Annotated in this window: 29 protein-coding genes; 2 read left to right on the top strand and 27 right to left on the bottom strand. The window is 42.0% G+C overall.

Annotated features, from left to right (window positions below):
* Nucleotide 1: 1 nt before the first annotated feature.
* The 22 genes from QS795_RS11120 to QS795_RS11020 all read right to left on the bottom strand — a co-directional run bounded on the left by QS795_RS11120 (nucleotide 2) and on the right by QS795_RS11020 (nucleotide 10,479).
* Nucleotides 2-250, bottom strand: coding sequence for a hypothetical protein (locus QS795_RS11120; protein ID WP_282971796.1), 249 nt, complete (start codon nucleotides 248-250; stop codon nucleotides 2-4).
* Nucleotides 247-456, bottom strand: a complete 210-nt coding sequence (locus QS795_RS11115; protein WP_318626491.1) for a hypothetical protein — start codon at nucleotides 454-456, stop codon at nucleotides 247-249. The genes QS795_RS11120 and QS795_RS11115 overlap by 4 nt, the downstream gene beginning before the upstream one ends.
* Nucleotides 453-1,052, bottom strand: coding sequence for a lysis system i-spanin subunit Rz (locus QS795_RS11110; RefSeq protein ID WP_318626490.1), 600 nt, complete (start codon nucleotides 1,050-1,052; stop codon nucleotides 453-455). The genes QS795_RS11115 and QS795_RS11110 overlap by 4 nt, the downstream gene beginning before the upstream one ends.
* Nucleotides 1,007-1,570 (bottom strand): lysozyme, encoded by a 564-nt coding sequence (locus QS795_RS11105; protein WP_154632795.1) that lies wholly within the window; start codon nucleotides 1,568-1,570, stop codon nucleotides 1,007-1,009. Before QS795_RS11105 ends, QS795_RS11110 begins: the two co-directional genes overlap by 46 nt.
* Before the next feature lies 1 nt (nucleotide 1,571).
* A complete protein-coding gene (locus tag QS795_RS11100) occupies nucleotides 1,572-1,844 on the bottom strand; it encodes a potassium channel protein (RefSeq protein ID WP_195848575.1) in 273 nt (90 codons plus the stop codon).
* A 217-nt stretch (nucleotides 1,845-2,061) separates the two neighbouring features.
* Nucleotides 2,062-2,520 (bottom strand): mor transcription activator family protein, encoded by a 459-nt coding sequence (locus QS795_RS11095; RefSeq protein WP_318626489.1) that lies wholly within the window; start codon nucleotides 2,518-2,520, stop codon nucleotides 2,062-2,064.
* Between the two features lie 91 nt (nucleotides 2,521-2,611).
* Nucleotides 2,612-3,136 carry a hypothetical protein gene (locus tag QS795_RS11090; RefSeq protein WP_286268767.1) on the bottom strand — a complete coding sequence of 175 codons (525 nt, stop codon included), beginning with the start codon at nucleotides 3,134-3,136 and terminating at the stop codon, nucleotides 2,612-2,614.
* A 7-nt stretch (nucleotides 3,137-3,143) separates the two neighbouring features.
* The gene (locus tag QS795_RS11085) at nucleotides 3,144-3,575 is read right to left on the bottom strand and encodes a Mor transcription activator family protein (RefSeq protein WP_318626488.1); all 432 of its coding nucleotides are present in this window, start codon (nucleotides 3,573-3,575) and stop codon (nucleotides 3,144-3,146) included.
* Nucleotides 3,556-3,984: a gp16 family protein gene (locus tag QS795_RS11080; protein ID WP_318626487.1), complete on the bottom strand. Its 429-nt coding sequence runs from the start codon at nucleotides 3,982-3,984 to the stop codon at nucleotides 3,556-3,558. The genes QS795_RS11085 and QS795_RS11080 overlap by 20 nt, the downstream gene beginning before the upstream one ends.
* Complete coding sequence (locus QS795_RS11075; protein WP_154632790.1) at nucleotides 3,984-4,367, bottom strand: hypothetical protein; 384 nt, start codon at nucleotides 4,365-4,367, stop codon at nucleotides 3,984-3,986. Before QS795_RS11075 ends, QS795_RS11080 begins: the two co-directional genes overlap by 1 nt.
* On the bottom strand, nucleotides 4,364-4,795 hold the full coding sequence (locus QS795_RS11070) for a hypothetical protein (protein WP_318626486.1): 432 nt from the start codon (nucleotides 4,793-4,795) through the stop codon (nucleotides 4,364-4,366). Before QS795_RS11070 ends, QS795_RS11075 begins: the two co-directional genes overlap by 4 nt.
* Entirely contained in the window at nucleotides 4,782-5,096 is a 315-nt protein-coding gene (locus QS795_RS11065; protein WP_154632788.1) for a hypothetical protein, read from the bottom strand. The genes QS795_RS11070 and QS795_RS11065 overlap by 14 nt, the downstream gene beginning before the upstream one ends.
* Nucleotides 5,089-5,544, bottom strand: coding sequence for a hypothetical protein (locus tag QS795_RS11060; protein WP_286268760.1), 456 nt, complete (start codon nucleotides 5,542-5,544; stop codon nucleotides 5,089-5,091). Before QS795_RS11060 ends, QS795_RS11065 begins: the two co-directional genes overlap by 8 nt.
* A 92-nt stretch (nucleotides 5,545-5,636) precedes the next feature.
* Nucleotides 5,637-5,831: a hypothetical protein gene (locus tag QS795_RS11055; RefSeq protein WP_248445148.1), complete on the bottom strand. Its 195-nt coding sequence runs from the start codon at nucleotides 5,829-5,831 to the stop codon at nucleotides 5,637-5,639.
* Nucleotides 5,803-6,000 carry an ANR family transcriptional regulator gene (locus QS795_RS17510; RefSeq protein WP_195848572.1) on the bottom strand — a complete coding sequence of 66 codons (198 nt, stop codon included), beginning with the start codon at nucleotides 5,998-6,000 and terminating at the stop codon, nucleotides 5,803-5,805. The genes QS795_RS11055 and QS795_RS17510 overlap by 29 nt, the downstream gene beginning before the upstream one ends.
* Before the next feature lies 1 nt (nucleotide 6,001).
* Nucleotides 6,002-6,640 (bottom strand): DUF3164 family protein, encoded by a 639-nt coding sequence (locus QS795_RS11050; RefSeq protein WP_154632782.1) that lies wholly within the window; start codon nucleotides 6,638-6,640, stop codon nucleotides 6,002-6,004.
* Nucleotides 6,630-6,821: a hypothetical protein gene (locus QS795_RS11045; protein WP_154632781.1), complete on the bottom strand. Its 192-nt coding sequence runs from the start codon at nucleotides 6,819-6,821 to the stop codon at nucleotides 6,630-6,632. Before QS795_RS11045 ends, QS795_RS11050 begins: the two co-directional genes overlap by 11 nt.
* 8 nt (nucleotides 6,822-6,829) lie before the next feature.
* Complete coding sequence (locus tag QS795_RS11040) at nucleotides 6,830-7,105, bottom strand: hypothetical protein (RefSeq protein ID WP_112307088.1); 276 nt, start codon at nucleotides 7,103-7,105, stop codon at nucleotides 6,830-6,832.
* A gap of 11 nt (nucleotides 7,106-7,116) precedes the next feature.
* Nucleotides 7,117-7,287: a hypothetical protein gene (locus tag QS795_RS11035; protein ID WP_154632779.1), complete on the bottom strand. Its 171-nt coding sequence runs from the start codon at nucleotides 7,285-7,287 to the stop codon at nucleotides 7,117-7,119.
* Between the two features lie 8 nt (nucleotides 7,288-7,295).
* Nucleotides 7,296-8,189: an AAA family ATPase gene (locus tag QS795_RS11030; RefSeq protein WP_286268752.1), complete on the bottom strand. Its 894-nt coding sequence runs from the start codon at nucleotides 8,187-8,189 to the stop codon at nucleotides 7,296-7,298.
* A gap of 12 nt (nucleotides 8,190-8,201) precedes the next feature.
* On the bottom strand, nucleotides 8,202-10,244 hold the full coding sequence (locus tag QS795_RS11025) for a Mu transposase C-terminal domain-containing protein (RefSeq protein ID WP_286268751.1): 2,043 nt from the start codon (nucleotides 10,242-10,244) through the stop codon (nucleotides 8,202-8,204).
* Nucleotides 10,225-10,479, bottom strand: coding sequence for a helix-turn-helix domain-containing protein (locus QS795_RS11020; RefSeq protein WP_318626485.1), 255 nt, complete (start codon nucleotides 10,477-10,479; stop codon nucleotides 10,225-10,227). The genes QS795_RS11025 and QS795_RS11020 overlap by 20 nt, the downstream gene beginning before the upstream one ends.
* 183 nt (nucleotides 10,480-10,662) lie before the next feature.
* Between QS795_RS11020 and QS795_RS11015 the strand changes: the two genes are divergently transcribed.
* Together QS795_RS11015 and QS795_RS11010 are read left to right on the top strand one after the other, a co-directional pair.
* Nucleotides 10,663-11,262, top strand: coding sequence for a helix-turn-helix domain-containing protein (locus QS795_RS11015; RefSeq protein ID WP_318626484.1), 600 nt, complete (start codon nucleotides 10,663-10,665; stop codon nucleotides 11,260-11,262).
* Between the two features lie 301 nt (nucleotides 11,263-11,563).
* Nucleotides 11,564-11,857, top strand: coding sequence for a helix-turn-helix domain-containing protein (locus tag QS795_RS11010; RefSeq protein WP_036949379.1), 294 nt, complete (start codon nucleotides 11,564-11,566; stop codon nucleotides 11,855-11,857).
* 244 nt (nucleotides 11,858-12,101) lie between these two features.
* On the opposite strand, the gene QS795_RS11005 is transcribed toward QS795_RS11010, so the two are convergent.
* From QS795_RS11005 to QS795_RS10985, 5 genes are all read right to left on the bottom strand, one after another.
* A complete protein-coding gene (locus tag QS795_RS11005) occupies nucleotides 12,102-12,278 on the bottom strand; it encodes a transporter associated domain-containing protein (RefSeq protein WP_318626483.1) in 177 nt (58 codons plus the stop codon).
* Between the two features lie 30 nt (nucleotides 12,279-12,308).
* On the bottom strand, nucleotides 12,309-13,829 hold the full coding sequence (locus tag QS795_RS11000; protein ID WP_318626482.1) for a potassium/proton antiporter: 1,521 nt from the start codon (nucleotides 13,827-13,829) through the stop codon (nucleotides 12,309-12,311).
* Between the two features lie 370 nt (nucleotides 13,830-14,199).
* Entirely contained in the window at nucleotides 14,200-14,868 is a 669-nt protein-coding gene (locus QS795_RS10995; RefSeq protein WP_154602934.1) for a methionine ABC transporter permease, read from the bottom strand.
* Nucleotides 14,865-15,878: a methionine ABC transporter ATP-binding protein gene (locus QS795_RS10990; protein ID WP_318626481.1), complete on the bottom strand. Its 1,014-nt coding sequence runs from the start codon at nucleotides 15,876-15,878 to the stop codon at nucleotides 14,865-14,867. Before QS795_RS10990 ends, QS795_RS10995 begins: the two co-directional genes overlap by 4 nt.
* 3 nt (nucleotides 15,879-15,881) lie before the next feature.
* Complete coding sequence (locus QS795_RS10985; protein ID WP_286268742.1) at nucleotides 15,882-17,342, bottom strand: FAD/NAD(P)-binding protein; 1,461 nt, start codon at nucleotides 17,340-17,342, stop codon at nucleotides 15,882-15,884.
* Nucleotides 17,343-17,344: the final 2 nt, after the last annotated feature.

Below are 17,344 nucleotides of genomic sequence, written 5' to 3'. Positions count from 1 at the left end.
ATTACAAGCCCATTTTCGCGCGGATTAAAATCAACGCCGTGCTGACCACGCAGGCGGTTACACCACCTGAAATAGCGCCCGCGACATAACCCCGCTTAATCGCGCCATTAGTTGCTTCTTCACGGATGAGTTCGATTTGCTCATCCATGCTTTGCATTTGTCGATTAATGTTGCTTTCAATGCGGTTTAACTGGCTGTTAATAGCAATTAAAACGTCTTTTTTGCGTCCCTGCTGTGGGCGTTTTTTCATCGTAAACTCCTTGAAGATGGAGGCGTTATTGCCTCATGGGTATCGAGATAACGGCAAACCATGCCGTCTAAATACGTTAAACGGTGACTCTGGGCTTGAGCTTGGTCACAGGTACTCACAGTGCGCAGGTACATACCCACACCGAGAAACAACACCAGATAGAGCACAATTGCCAGAGCGACGATCATCGGACGGTAACGAATCATGGTGTCACCTCTCGACGGCATTCATTCACCACGTTGGTGACGTAGTCTTGCAAGTAGTCAAGCTTGGCTTGGTCTAGTTGGATACCGGCTCGGATATCTTCAACAAGGAGTCCAGCTTCGACAGAGAATCGGATTTCGGCTTCATCGCCCATGGGGCGGGTGCTGGAACTGTGGCTTGCGGTGAGCTGACAGGTTGCAAGGTCGGCTCTGGCGAACTGCAACCGGCGACGACCAGCAGAGAGGTCATCACGTAAAGCTTTAGACTCTTTTTGTGCATCACTTAACTCCTTGGCATAACGCTCATCTAACCGTTGTTTTTCGCGTTGAGCCTGCTCCATACGCGCATTGGCTTGTTTGGTCGCAGCCGCAGCTTCATCGGAGATGGCTTTTAAATTCTTATCGTATTGAGATTGGTTCGCTTGAATAATGCCGTTGTAGTAAGAACGTGCTAAGACAGCGCCCGCCGTTGCACCAATCGCAAACAACAACCATGCTGCGATAATTAAAGCGACTTTAAACGAGCGGGTTAATGTGTTTTCTGCGATTGAGTTCATGGCTTTGTCCATGTCGTATTTACCTGCATTAACTCCCAACACAACAACTCAGCCTCTTGGTGACGTCGGATCACTTGACCATAACAGCCGCCGGGTTGCCCTTGGGTTTTTCGGCAATCTTTTCCACCATCAAAGACCCAACGGGGGATCTCCTTGCAGGCTCCCTCGATGTCACCCGCGTGTAACTTGCGGTAGAACGTGGATGAAAAGCACTTACCTGCGCCAATGTTGTAAGGGCAGAAAGACGCGATACCCGCGATTTGTGGCGGCGTGAGAGACAGGGGAACGTGTTTTTGTACCCATGAAATGGCTTTGTCACGCTCAATGGCATTTAAGCGTTCACATTGTGCATCAGTGAGCTTTTCACGCGGCTTGACAGGACGACCATCAATACGGGTGACGCCTTGGCATACTGTCCAAATCCCGCCTGCATCTTGGTAAGCGGTGGTAAAGTTACCTTCTTTTTCTTTGATAAACTGGTCAAATATCTGGCTTTCACTGGCTCCACCGACAATCAACGCCACAACGGCGGCAGAGAGATAACGCTGCTTCATATCCATGTTATAAATCCTTGGGGGATTTGATGGATGCTTCAATCAGCTTTTCGGCATCCTCACGAGAAACGGGTTTATTCGAGAAATAGTTCTCTAAAATGCGCGTTCGGCGTTTTTGCTCTCGGCGATTTAAGAGATAGGTCAATGTCCCAAGCAGCACACTGGCAAACACACCAATGAGAAATCCCCACTCATACAATGACAAACCACTAAAAAATAAACCCAGACCCGCGAACCAATACGATATTTGAGTGATGATCTGGGTTATCTTTTCATCCATGTATCTATCCTTTACGAGGAAGACTGGGTTCATGGCAACCTCCTAACGCTCACATAACGGCCTCCAAAAAACCGAGGGAAATGGACGAAAAACCCAATCAGAAATAAGAGAGTTTGAGTATAAGGAGATAGGAATATCGGGAGTGTTGGAAGGGGTTCAGCAGTTGAATACCAAACCCTAAAGGGGGTTTTAGTGTGTCATAAAAGACACGCAAATATCAATCAAATAAACGGTCTTGAGCGGCGCTCTCTGCGTCAAGGTCACGCAACAGTTTCCAACCGATGCGGTCACTAAATCCGTATTTGGGGCACAGTAATGCCATTGCCTGGCGACGCGAACGACCTTGCTCACTCAACGTCAGTAACTCTTTGATAAAGTGTTGGTTGCGAATTTGGCGAAAGGCTTCTTCACATCGCGGGATATAAAATGCAGTTTTACCAATGTAGTGCAAGAGCTGCTTGCACTCGCCTTCATTTAAGACTTCACGTAATAGTCGGTGAACGCCTCCGGTACGCTCTGCAGCCTCACCGCTGACACCTGCGAGGGTGACACCACCAAAACGGCTAATAAGGCGTGATGTCGCATTGTAGCCAATGACGTCAATGAGTTGCTTTGCAGAGTCTGGCAGTAGGTTTTCAAGCCGTTCGAGTTCGGCTTCATTGATAGTTGTTTGCATGTTACCCCCTTAAAATGAAAACACCCTCCAAAAGGAAGGTGTTCAGTATTTCATTTTTCTTGGGGTTTCGCGTGTTGAAGGGGTTCAGTGGTTAAATATCGTTAATAATTGATTTCTTATTTTTTAATGCCATCAGTTTATCAAAATCATGTGAAGTATAGATTAGAAGAGCACTTTCCTTTCCAGTAGCGACATTCCATTCTAAACGTATAAAAATTGTATCATTATCAAAACGGACAAAAACAGGGTTACCATTTCTGGATGCAGCAGTTATCTCTTCGGGAGTGTTACTAGATGAAGGTTTTCCATATTTTTCGATTAAACCGTTCAATACAGAAACATAATTATCATCTACATTGATAGCAAATCGCTTAAATTTACCATCAATAAAAAATGCCATACCTAGTGTATTCTTTCCTCCAAAAGGTAAATTGAAACATCCATACTCTTGAGTCTCAGGTATTTTCTCCATATCAGGAAATTGTTTTAGTGAACAAATATTGGCGTTTAAAACTTCCTTTACTGACGAGCCAAATTTAATTCCTTTATATCCATCAATAGCCAATGCACTAATTGAACAAAAAGATAACAACATTCCAATAAGTATTTTTTGCATGATATCCTCAAAATAAATTCGGTTGCTTTGCGGTTAGGATAGCAGATTGTTTATAGCGTGATAACAAGTCCCAGGCATGACGATCACTAAAACCAAACTTAGGGCACAGCTTTATTACAGCTTTAACACCGGATAAACCGCCCTTTAAAAGGGCGTTATATTCACTGATAAATCGTTGATTGCGCCATTCACGCATAGCAGCTGAAGCATTGGGAATATAAATTTCAGTACCGCCAAAATGAGTTTGAAGCACTACTGCACTTTGATCACCAATCGCGTGCGATAAAAGCTTAAAGCGCTCTGTCTCTGTACTTTTTGTAAATACAAACGTTGTACCACCGAAAACTTCTATCAGTTTTAAGGTATCAGGATACCCAATTAAGCCCGCAATATGGCGTAATGTATCAGGGAGTAAATGCTCAACGGCTTTGAGATCCATTTTTCGCCCTCCGTTTTGCATCAATGATTAAGGCTTTCATTAAGTTAGATAACTCATCAAACGTTAACCATTCAATTTTTTCACGCTTAAACATATGCTTAGCCATCGATTCTGCATACTCCCAAGGTCTACCCGCATCAGCAAGTAATGCTTCAATCTTACTGAGGATTGACTCGCGTGTAGCGGGCACGCTTGGTCTACGTCCGTATTTCTTTGCCGATTTTCTTGGGTATCCTTGCTCATGAAGATAGTCTCGAACTTGGCTTAATTCGTCTAACGTTAACTTTTTAGCGGAGTTCTTACCCGTCATGCGAACAAGGATACTTCGATAGGTTTCATCATCCAATTTAAGGTACTGTTGAGCAGCTTTAATGATACCAATTAATATCTTTGCATTAGGGGATGTCATTATTCTGTCTCCTCTAAATTAGCGTGACCAGTCACGCTAGTGAGATTAAGTTTACGAGCATCGCGTGTTAACCAGCAATTAGATTGTCCCATAAACAACCCATCACAATGATTCGGCATTTGTTCTTTGCAGTGTTCACATGTCCCTAACTTGGCTTGCTGGCGTTTTAGCTGCTCTAAGCTGCACAGCAATAGCAGTGAAATTAATTCGTTACGGTCATAGGGTTGACGCCCAGGATTGCGATGCACACAAAGATAATCTAACGCTTCATTTTCCTTATCATTCAGTGCAATCTCCATACGGTGTAAGCCATCTTTTTGCTGTCTCGCTCTTTGGCGGCGCTTACGCGCCGCTGCCTGTGAGGTTTTCCTTAAATTAGTCATAGTGAGTCACCTTGACTATCTACTTTCAACGTTAACCCTTCAATACGCTTAAACTGACGAACCAGCACGGAAGCTTTGCTAAAATAGGGGTGATACCAGGTAAGTTTTTCATGAAGATTTGAGATCTCCTTTTTAACTCGCCTTTTCCCATAAATTTTTTCCAACTTCTTAACTCTTGCCGGACTATAGTATGATTTTTGGCGCTTAGACCAAAAGCACTCAACCAAGGGGTTAAACACATCACTATTTGTCCATCCCCACCCAGTGCGAATTTCCCCATCTAAAAAAACGGCTAACGCGGTTTTCCCTTCACCTATACTTACGCGCCTTACACCAATTTCAATGCCTTTGTATTGAAAATCGACCGATGCGAAATAATCTTTTAGATCTCCTTCAATTTTCACCCATTGCTCTTTACTGATGCCCATCTGACACCTCCGCAGGCTTGCATTCACACTCACCACAAATCATGCGAGTTAGGTCATTTGGGATATCAGATAATGACAAGTTATTGATATGTATTTTAGATTCTTGCTTCCGATACAAGACAATGGCAATTTCACCTTGAATATCAATCACCTTACCTGTACGTGATGATGCCTTGATAGACATACCACGAGAACTAACCTTGTAACGTTGAATAGTGAAATCGACTTTGTCACCAATACTGATAGAGAATAATGACTTAGGAAGCACTTTTTCACAGGTAGGGCACCAACCTTTACGCATGATGATCTCCTTTTACACCGTAGGCAGAACACATTGAAGAGCATCCGCCACGCATCCAGTCATTGCAGCTATCGCAAAGATTTGATTTATCGATAGGGTTACGGAGCCGTCTAGCGAAAGCTTTACAACTATTAATTTCATCTTTAAGCATCGAAGTTACAGCACCTGCGCAATCACGTTCATGCAGTAAATTCAATGCGTTTTGTAATGAATTAATCAATTTATCAACGCCTTGATCTTGCAATTCTCGAATATATTCATGAGAAAGCTGCACATCATGCTCGCTAAATTTCATGAAGATAGGTTCACAAAACTCATCAGTACAAATTTTGGAAATATCAATTTGTGGTTTTAATGGTGTAAGTTGTCTGACATAACAAACTGGAGTTGCTGTAATAATGATTTTCGGTTGGCTCATATTATTAGTTGATGCATGATTATTAGACATAAATACCTCGTTATCTGAATTTAGGCGTAAGCCAGCCCCTGCGGGTTTACGCCATTAATTAAAAGGTTAGATTTTTTAGTGAGTTACATTAACTAGCAATTTAATGTGTCAATATCGATGTAATAAGGGTGAATATCGATTTCAACAATAGTTCTTTCACCTTCATCTTTAGCTCGACCTAATGTTCTAACAGTTGGTCCGCCACGTAAAAAACGACTACGTTGATAAATGAAGGTGTGTCCAACAAGGTACTTTTCATTAAATTGTTGGGCTGTTAACTTGGACACGACGACCTCCAGACGATTTAAGGCAATAATCAGCACGGCATTCCGCCCACCTGCGATTTACGTCTTTACGCGCAAATCTAACCGCATCAAGCCAATTCTTGTGTGCTTCAACAAATAAGCCCTTGCGTTCGGCAATCGATGCTGTTTTGGCATAATGGATAAATGACATATCAGACTCCGGCAATATCAAGTGAAATAGGAACATACTGATCATTATCACCAACACGCTCATAGATACGGACATACTGGCGGCTACCAACAACTTGAATAGCTTCACCAATCGCTTCCATCGCATTTATCCAACGTGTATCTTTAATATCTAAGCGGCGAAGTGAAAGAACAGCTCCCGTATTAATATTGCCTTCTTTATCAACAGCAAAAGCCTGATCAATAATGGAGTGGATCTCCGGTTTAGCACCTTGCACCCAATCCTTTAAGCATTCATCAATCAACGCCTTAGCCGCTTGTAAACGCTCATCAAAAGCAATACGGTCTTGTATCGCTCGTTGAATTTTATAGCGACCATCGAATGAATACAGCGTGACATTGCCTTTTTTACCCCCTACATTAACGCCAAACTGTTCTGCTGACAGGGCGATGAATGCTTCAATATCACCGAAAGCTGCGATTTTAAATTGACGTAATAACTCACTGATTTGTTGAGCCTGAGTGACTAACTCGCCAACCAATGCATCACGCTGCATATCGATGGGTTTAATTAAGTCAACTGGGGTTAAAATGCCTTTTGCATCACGCCAGTAGTTCTCGATAACTTCATGTTGTGTAAATTGTTTTGGATTAGTGTGCATTACGTTTTTCCTTATGAGCTAATTTAATTTTACAAAGTGCTAAACCAACTTCTTGCACTAATTCAGCAGACATTGCCATTTCATCAACAGTTGTTCCTGATTCTGCTTTGTGCCTGGTAATTTCAACATCGGCATGTCCATGTTTACCTTCCGAAATAATAATTGTAATTTTCGCCGCCATAATGACTCCTAATGTATTGATTCAGACCAGTAAACTCGGCACCCCTCTGTATCAAAGACGCCTTGCTTACCCTTATGACTATTAAAATATTGGTAAGATGCCTTACCTTCCTGAATGAGCGCATCACAATAGCTGTTGCGGGCTACATGAATGCAAGGCTTACCTTGACGAGTGATCACACTTAATATGGTGACACCTTGTTGCTCTAAGTGCTGTGCCACTGAGCCTGCACGCAGCAAGTCAGAGACAATAGATTGGTTTTCAGTCGTAATAGTGATATCCATGTTGAACCTCATTATTTCTGTACTAATTGAAGTTTTTCTATCTCTTCACGAGCGCCAATCAATAAACTGATTAACTCGTCAAGATTTTCGCGGTGAAATAAAACGCCTTTACTTGATATTTCTCTATCAAACACCAATTCAGCAATCATCAGTTCGAGTCTATCGATAATGGTATTACGCATGTCGCCACCTAATTAATCAGCATTTCTGAGAATTCGTGAACCATTTGAACATCGATAGGCTGCCCACTAATTTGGCTACCATTGGATATCCCGCGTAAGAACTTAAACAAGCGGCGCGCATTACCTTTACACGCTTTATAAAGGGCGTTTAATACTTCTGGCTCAGACGCTTCCGGTAACATGGTGGTGATCATGTTGGTGATATCATCTTCGGGGAGTGATTCCCCCATGCGTAATGCAAAGCCTACACGGCTATATAACTGCTTATACTCACCGCGCTTACCTTTTAGGTTAAGAATCAGGCGAGGCATACCCACCAAGACAATACCAACCCCTGATTTATCATGGATACGACGCAATGTTTCTAATGCGCGGTACGGTAAGTTTTCAGCTTCATCGACTAAGATAATGCGCCCCGAATCACGCAGATTTTGTATAATGGATTCGCTCAATTCGTGCATGTTGCCACGCTTACTTAAACCCAATTTGTTGCATAACTCTTCTAAAACAACACGAGCCGTATAACCTGGGTCAGCCTCAATCAGCACTGCATCTAAATGCTCTTTGGCGTATTGGCGTACAATCATGGTTTTACCCATACCCGCATCACCATAGATAACGTTAATATCACTATCCATGTGCGCCATACGGATAACATCACGCCCTTTACGTGCCATTAACGTGTCAACATAGACAGGCTTAATACGACGCGATTTATCACGTTCTTGTTCGCGTAAAATGAATTGGCGGACTTTTTCTTCAACCGCGTTAACATCACCGTTGTACTTATTTTGCAAAAACTGGTTAATCACTGCCGTGCTGACACCAATACCGCGTGCGGCTTGAGCCTGTGACCAACCTTTGGTATTCATCATCGTGGTAAGTTCATTAACGATAGACATCGTAAACCTCCGTTATTGATTACCCGCTTTGGCGGATAAATAATCATATTCAGATTGTAAAAAAGTCATGGGTTTTCTTGGTGTCGTGATAGGTTCATCCGCAGGAATAAAGCTACCAAAATCAGGAGCAGGCTTCGCATCGATTAATGGACGCGCTTCTGCTTCAATCTCACGACGTTTATCTTCAACACGAGCCAGGCGACGCTTACGACGGTCATCAATCGCCTTAGCCATGTGCGTAGTAGGTACGGCAGCAACTTTGTTGCCATTCCATATTGCAGTACAAACATAGGTGCCATCCAATTTACGAATAATGACTTCTTTCGCATCGTGAATGTCATAAGCAACACGCACATCCTCACCATCAACGAGGATCAAGTCTTCGGCAAAATACTCGTTGTTATTAAATTCAACCCAGCCACGCTGTGCCTTTCTGACCACTTCTGGCATGAACATTTCACGCAACTCAATCTCAGTGAGATATTCGATTTCATCGCCTTCAGCAGCTAGCACTTCTTCGCGGTAAGCCGCAGGGGTTAAATGGCGACCATTACGCTTAGGTAATTCACTGTGCTGATGTTCATAGTTGTAACGCTGTACCTCAACCTCAATGGCGTCTAATAGCTGCTGCCAACTGGGTAATTTAGCTAATGCACCTTTTTGTACAGAGTTAAGTTCTTTATTGTTTTCAATCGCTTTAACAGCAGATTCAATACGTCGACTGGTAATGCGTACATGCTCTTTATCTGCACCTCTTCCGTTATACGTCTTGAATCGCTCAGCCACGTTATGAGGAATGACCGCATTAAGACGCTCAATAATCCCGCGCGCTTGTGGATTACCAGGAATACCCGTCATATGCTTAATACCTAAGCGAGGGAAAATACCCGTAATATCAGCATCTAACGTTTTGTTTTTCTCACCACCACCATTATCTGAATAGGTAAATAATGGCTTACCGTGGTATTTCATACCGTGGCGATAAGCCGATGCAACGGCGATCACGTTCTCTGATAAGTCCAAACTCCAACCCACAAGAAAGCGTGTCCGACCATCTAACACTAGCGTTAACTCAGGGGTAAATGGACGTCCGTGGATAGGATGCGCCACTTTCATATTCATGGACTTACCATCCGATATCCAACAACCATTTACAGGCATCTGTGACCAGTCACGCTTTTGGTAAGTTTCCAATGCACGAGCTGCCGAACCTGTCACGCGTCCTCGCGCTCGTTCGCGTTTTGGTAATTTATCCATAACACGACGAACGGCATAATAAGAGGGCATAACATCCAACATAGTAGGCTGGTCTGCATAGTGCTCCTGCCACTCTTCGGTGAATGTGCGGTACGCTGCCATCAACGATGGACCATTCACATTACGATGATGTGATAAGAACATTGGTAGCCATGAAACCTGCTCAGGGCGTGTCTCTTTATGGTGACCGGGAGCCAGTAACGCCAATCGTTCGTCACCATTATTGGTGCTCTGATACAACGTGACCCATTCCTGTAAAGAGCGGATGCTCACACCTCGGCGGGTTGTCCCTTTGCGTGCATTCGCATTATCTGCGGCTTGTTGCAATGTTAGGGGCAAAACACCTTTACGGGACTGCTCAGAGATACGCGTCACCGCTCCAATGCGTGTATCGCCTGCATAAATCAAAGAAAGCACTTCTAACGCTAATGTCGCTCTCGAATCAGCAATACCTTTTTGATCTGCGGTTAACGATGACACCTCTCGCTCTAACAATGCGGGGCACTGACGCATTAAAGCTAATTCATCAACGGGTTTAACGCTGGCATTTGATACCGTTTTTTCTAGCGCGTTATCCGTTTTCTTCTGCTCTAGCACCGCATTAAAGTGACGCTGCTTAATGACTTCTTGAGCTGCCTCTGGCAGACAATCAATGTGATACTCAAAAGCTTTTGTGCCTTCTCGCTTACGAACAAATTCAGGGTGTTTACCTGTACGCTTTTTCAGTGCCAGGCGTATACCCTGAACTGTTCCCGGCAATTCAGGCAATCCAATCAATTCATTCGCAGTTAGGTACATAATGGTTCACTCTACTGTTATAACGGCTAGGCCAAATATCTTGCGGTAAGATACCTAGAGCATCAGCGATAATGCGTTCACCTTTAGGATAAGAACGCGCCAGTGCATTCTTGAGCGTGTCGGGTTTTAAACCTGCTCGCGTTGACAAATCTCTCATCGTGAGTCCTTCTTTATGAAGGGCGGCAACAATATCGATTCGATGCCAATCTGCATGACCTACTTCATTTCTATCCATATTTCGTTTACCCTTAAAAATTACCCCTGCGGATAATCCGCTAGGGTTATCTGTACGGATACAGTATTGATCCAAATTAAGACCATGTAAAGAAATAAAACGGCTTTCTTTTCCTAATTAGGTTAATTGATGGTCTTATTTAGAAATATCACTTACAAATCAAATGAATAGGTAAAAAAGAAAATGAAAGGAAAAAAAAGTGAAAACGTTTCTTTTGCTGACGCTACAAAGGAAACACTAATAGAAAGAATCCAGGAGCTAATCCAAGGACGCAGTATAAGGTCTGTATCTATAGAGTGGGGGCTGCCATACTCGACGCTAAATAACTATTTAAACAAAGGAACTGACCCATCATTTAAAGCCATTCAAACAATAGCCGAAGCTGAGCAAGTAAGCCTTGACTGGTTGGCATTTGGAATTAATAAGTCCGAATTAGAACCGCAAAAGGAGAAAGAGACACCTAAAATGGATAGGCGATTAATGAAGAACTCTTGGGATATGGTATATGAATCACTATCTACTGATGAAATTAGTGAGTTACTAAAAGCTATACATAGAAAAGGGATTGAAGGTATTTTGAAAACATCATTTATGAATGATGACTCAATAGAAAATAGTATTGAGCGATTGCAAATTCGCCCAACGCTGAAGCAAGCAATCAAGCTGGCTATTGCTGGTGATGAATCAATTGATAGAGAGATTTTGCGCCGCATTGAAGAAAAGAAAGATACCGGTGTATCTGGTGAGTTAAACCAGGATGAAAATCACAGTAAAGCAGGATGATTGAGCACTGTTCAATTGTCCTTTAAATGCCGTTTAAACGTTCCTAAAATATGATCATTAGTATGCAGAATAGAATGCAAAAAATAACAAATTAAATCAAATTGTATTCTTTAGTGCAGAATAAATAAATCCTCGCCAAGTCAGTAATCTCAAGGCGTCCAGCCTATCTCAATCCCTTTTCAAATAGTGCAAGATTGATCACCTCCCCACAACTACATAGTACATATAAAATAACAATGAAAACGGCAGAAAATACCTGCTGATTTTTATTCAATTAATATAGATTGAAGCGAGAATGTTTATGAATACAAAATATCCTGTCGCTTGTGCAGTTGGACAAAAAATTAAATCTTTAAGAAAAGCTCAAGGCTATACAGTTTTCCAATTAGCTAAAGAGATCGACATTAGTGAACAACAACTATTTCGTTATGAACGAGGTGTGAATCGTATTGATATCGATTGTTTAGTTCGCGTATTAAAGGTATTAGGCGTAAATATGGGAGAGTTCTTCAGTGAAGTTCTCCAGGATGATATCAATGCATCTGAGGAAAGAGAATCTAAAGGGTTTAACGACTCGCTTTATTCTCTCGTATGACATTAATTCTTTGTGCGTGTTTCATAATGAAACAAATTAAGTTCAGTAATTAAATTGTTTCAAATGAGAACGGTGAAATTAATTAACCCAAGTTAATTAGTAAAAGTCATTGAATATAATAATCGCCCTCTTATATAGAGTACTTGCAAAAATAAAAGCCCCTTTGGGGCTTTTATTTTTTATGCATACAAATTAGAAAATAAGCGTGGAAAAATGGAAATGGATTATCACTATTTTTACCATATTATTCCTGCTGGATTTTTACTGGCTCTAAAATAACGGTAACGATACGTGGACCGATCATTTCATCAATTTTTATTTGTATGTTATCTAGCTTAATCACATCCCCTTGAGAGGGTTCATTTTCAGTATTAACGTGAATAAATTGATTGAGTGTTTTATCGGAATCAACTTCAATCAAAATTCCATACGACTCATAAATTTCATTTAATCACGTTGTACCTTTTAAGCTTAAACCAGACTCAGGTAACTCCATAATGGTTGGCTCCGAAGACGTTTGACCAGAGAATAATCTTTCTAGGAATAAGCGATTTTGTGGTTTTAGTACGACAAACAAATGATCATTCGCCATTAAGATTGTTGACCCGCGAGGTGGTAACACGCTTTTTTCTCGGGTGATCATCGCAATCACGGTTTGGTCCGGTAGTGCTAATTGAGATAATCGGCGCCCCACAGCAGAGCAGTCCTCGCCCAGAGTATATTCGACTAAGTCAGCATCAATCTGGTCGACAGCGGTAATATCTAATGTCGCAGCGGGTATAAGCGGTGGTGGCTGCATAAGATTTAACTTGCGGGCAAAGTAAGGCAGTGTGGAACCTTGTAATGTTGCAGAAATTAGAACCACGAAGAAGACAACATCAAAAATAAGGTTGGCACCCGGTAATCCAAAAATAAAGGGGAAAATAGCCAAAATAATCGGGACAGAGCCTCTTAGCCCCACCCAGGAGATAAGTGCTATCTCATTTCGTGTGAAGCGAAATAGTTTGAGTACTGGGACAACTGCGAGTGGTCTTGCTACAAAGGTTAATACTAGCGCAATGAGCAACCCTTCCTGCCATACCTCAATTAACGAGCTAGGGTTAACCAGTAAGCCTAACATCACGAACATGATGATTTGGCTTAACCATGCCAGCCCATCATGGAATAAAAAGGTATTGCGTTGAAAAACAAACGAGTGATTACCAATAACCACACCCGTGACAAAAATAGATAAGAAGCCACTGCCATCTAAATTACTGGCGACACCGAATGAAAATAAACCACAGGCAGCCACTAAAACAGGATAAAGACCTGCGGCGAGTAACTTAATTTTGTTGATAATTTTTATTGAAATCCAACCAACCCCAATCCCTACAGCAGCACCGATTCCCATTTGACTAACAAATAATAACGCCAATTCACTGCCGGAAGCTTGTGGGTTCATTAGAAGTTGCAGCAGACCAACGGTTAAAAATATGGCCATCGGGTCGTTGGTTGCACTCTCTATCTCTAAAGTCGCCTGTAAACGCTCGTTTAGGTAAATGCCTGCATTGCGTAGCAGTGAAAATACGGCAGCGGCATCCGTTGAGCCAACAATGGCACCTAAAAGTAACCCTTCAAGAAGTGGAATACCTAAAATGTAGGCAGCGGCTAACCCAGTGATACCCGCAGTAATCAAAACCCCAACGGTCGCTAAGGTGAATGCAGGTTTCCAGACTAGCTTAATTGATTTTACTGAGGTTTGTAGTCCACCATCGAAAAGAATCAGAGCAAGGGCGAGAGAGCCAACAGCATAAGAAACATTGACGTTATCAAAGGTAATTTTCCCTAAGCCATCCTCACCTGCCAGCATGCCAATAAAGAGAAACATAACCAGCATAGGCAAACCCAGTCTTGCAGACAGTTTGCTCGAAAAAATACCGAGTAAAATCAATATGGATGAAAGCAATATAAGTTGTTCGATAGTCGGCATAATCAGTTTTCAGTTAGAGGTGAATAAAACGCTGACGATGCATCGTAAAGCGCGCGAGGTAGCTAGAGATGTTATCAAAGTGACTAAAACATACATTTAATGGTGTTTTTAGTCCCAAGAGGCCAAATAAACATTATGATGTATACTATTATGATTATATATGAATCATTTGAAATATATTGGTATTTTACTGCATTTTTTTAAATTTAATTTTTAGAAATAGCCTATTTTTTTATTAAATTCGTGTTAATAGTGACTTTTTTATGTGTAAATATTTTTTGAGGTTGAATTGAAAAGGGGGAGGGAAGATGGGTAATTGTATGAGAAATCAATAAAAGTCGATGAAGATATTTCATCGACTTTATATTAACTAGTGAAAACGCGCCTTTCTTGCCAAAGTGTCACCAATAAACTGTATTCCTTGCACTATAATCACCAAGGTCACAACCGTAATTGCCATAGCAACATTATCAAAGCGTTGATAACCATAATTTAGCGCAAGGTCACCAACACCGCCGCCGCCAACAGCTCCAGCCATCGCGGTTGCTCCAACTAACGTTATACTGGCAGCGGTTAAACTTAAAATTAATGATGACTTTGCTTCTGGTAAAATAAAGTGCCACACAATTTGCCAGTTGGTCGCCCCCATTGCATCGGCGGCTTCAATAATGCCTGAATGGACACTGAGTAATGAATTCTCGACCAATCTTGCCGTATAAGGCGCAATATAAATGACTAAGGGCACAATGGCTGCGGTGGTGCCAATAGATGTTCCTACCACAAAGCGCGTTAATGGGATTATTGCCACTAATAAAATAATAAAAGGTAGTGAACGGAATATATTAATTATAGGGTTAATCACGCGATAAATACGTTTATTTTCCCAAATCCCTTCTGGTCGTGTAATAACTAATAAAATTCCCAATAAGATCCCGAATAGTGAACCTAGGACAAGCGCAATACTCACCATAGTGAATGTTTCTGACATGGCCAATAAAAATTGTTTACTTGTCAGTGCTGTTTCAAAAAACTCATTCATACTGTCCCCTTATTCACTGCAACGCCACGATGGCGTAAATAGGTTATGGCTTCATCAATATGTTGTTTATCTCCTAACATTTGCACAAACATACTGCCTAAAACGACGCCATTGATCTCTTTCATGTTGGCAAACAGGATATTGATTTTAATAATATTTTTTATGATAAGTTCATTCACTACAGGCTCTTGAGCCGATTTGCCTAAAAACTCTAATCGATACACATCTTCTTGATGTTCAAGCTGATGGAGTACACGCTCCGGAATTTTTTCATTGAGTACCGTACCCACAAATTTTTGCGTGGTCGAATGTTGAGGATTGGCAAAAATATCAAGTACTGTGCCTTCTTCAACAATGCGACCGGATTCCATAACGGCGACACGATGACAAATCTGCTCAATGACTTCCATTTCATGAGTGACCAATAGAATGGTAATTTTCTGCTCACGATTGATTTTTTGCAGTAATGCCAAAATGGAGGCGGTAGTTTGTGGATCCAAGGCAGAGGTTGCCTCATCACACAGCAAGATTTGCGGATTATTAATTAACGCTCTTGCTATTCCAACACGCTGTTTTTGCCCACCAGAAAGCTGGTTAGGGTATTGGTGTTTCTTATCGCTCAATTCAACGTATTCGAGAATGTTATCTACACGACGGGTAATTTCGTGCTTATCAATGCCGAGTAAAACCAGAGGCATTGCAACATTCTGTTCAACGGTCTTGGTTTCCAACAAATTGAAATGTTGGAAAATCATTCCGATGCTTTTTTTATGAGCCCGTATTTGCGATGGGGTATGCTCCGCTAAATTGTGCTGATCGACCTTGATGGAGCCACCGGTTGGCTTTTCTAATTGATTGACTAAGCGGATCAGGGAGCTTTTACCTGCACCGCTATAACCAATAAAACCAAAAATATCACCTTTATTGATATGCAAATTAATATCTTGTAGAGCGACTAAGGATTGCCCATTTTTTTCATAGATCTTTTGGACATTGTTAAATTCAATCATCCTTTACTCCACATTTTCAATCAGTTGTACGCGCTGAGCGGGAGGTAAGGCAGGCTGCCATTCATCACCTAATAACTCATTTTCTGTACTGGTTTTAACCAACTCAAGGTGCTGCTGCCGATGGGCCAGATACAATTTAGCTGCAATATGATCCGCTAAACGCTCAGCTCCGGTATTGGTACCTGGGATCAGACCAATTACGGGACCCATGCTGAGTGAGGCACTTAAATTGAAGCAATAAAAATGGTCGATAAATGGAAACTCGTAACCCGATTTTGCTTGTAATTCAAAGTGTTCACCAAGATAGGGATGTGCGGCAAGTTCATCATTTTCTTCACCTTTAGGTGGGGTATAAACATCTTTCCATGTTTTAATAAACGGTGCTAAGCGATGAAATGCGCTGTGTTTCTGCCAATTCAGTCGATAGCCTGTCGCTAAAATGAGGTAATCAAAAGAGAAGTCCCCCTGAGTGGTGGCAACGTGCAATTTATTCTCTTTGACGGTGACATCATTGACTTGCGTATCGAAGTTAAAATATGCATGAGTATGGCGAGAAACACGCAGTGTGCTGCCATGAGGGGCTGGGGTTTTCGCTTTCAAAACATAGTCGGCATAATGCCATTTTTGCGCATCGGTAAAATACCCATAGGCATTGGTAAAACCGGCACTTCCGGCGACCTTTCCTCGGTTTACTCGCGGCATCTCTTTTGCTCGGATCAATAACTCAACAGACTTAGCACCATGTTCTAATGCAGTGGCTGAACTGTCCATCGCCCCCGCACTGTAGCCTACAACGCCAATATCAAGTCCGTTAAATCGCTGATAGTTGCTACCTGCATATGAATGTTCCCAGTATTGGGTTGGAATTTTATCCATAAATTCTGGGATGTTAGGCTCGCTAAATGACTCCATACCCGTTGCAATCACAACATGCTGCGCGATAAAATAGACCTGTCCATTGGGAGTGTCAAACGTTAATTCACGACCTTGAGGGATTAATTTAACATCGACTAATTGGTGCTGATTCAGCAGTGTGGGTGCCGTCATGGTTTTAAACCATTGTAGGTACTCACCCCATTGTAAACGTGGAATTTTATCGAGATTTTCCCACGCATCATCGCCAAATTGAGCTTTAAACCAGGCTTGGAATGTTAAAGAGGGAGAGGCGAGAGCAGGACCGACAACCTGTTTAGGTGACCGCAAGGTTTCCATCAAAGCTGGCGTTTGCCAAGGGCCTTCTTTGCCTGAGGCTGCTTGGTCAAAAACGATGGCGTTAATTCCCCGTAATTTCAAGGCAAAAGCCGCAGTAATTCCCGACATGCCCGCACCGATAATGGCAACATTAATCTGTTGTTTATCGAGATCTTCATCTGATAGCGACCATGAACCAATCGGCAAATTAAGATACTGTAAATCCTGATTTATTTGCGCCTCTAGAGCGGCTAATCCAATAACCTTATCCATGG

Source organism: Providencia zhijiangensis, assembly GCF_030315915.2.
Classification (GTDB): domain Bacteria; phylum Pseudomonadota; class Gammaproteobacteria; order Enterobacterales; family Enterobacteriaceae; genus Providencia; species Providencia zhijiangensis.
The sequence above is the reverse complement of the archived record's forward strand: the minus strand, read 5'-3'. Positions and strand labels throughout refer to the sequence as shown.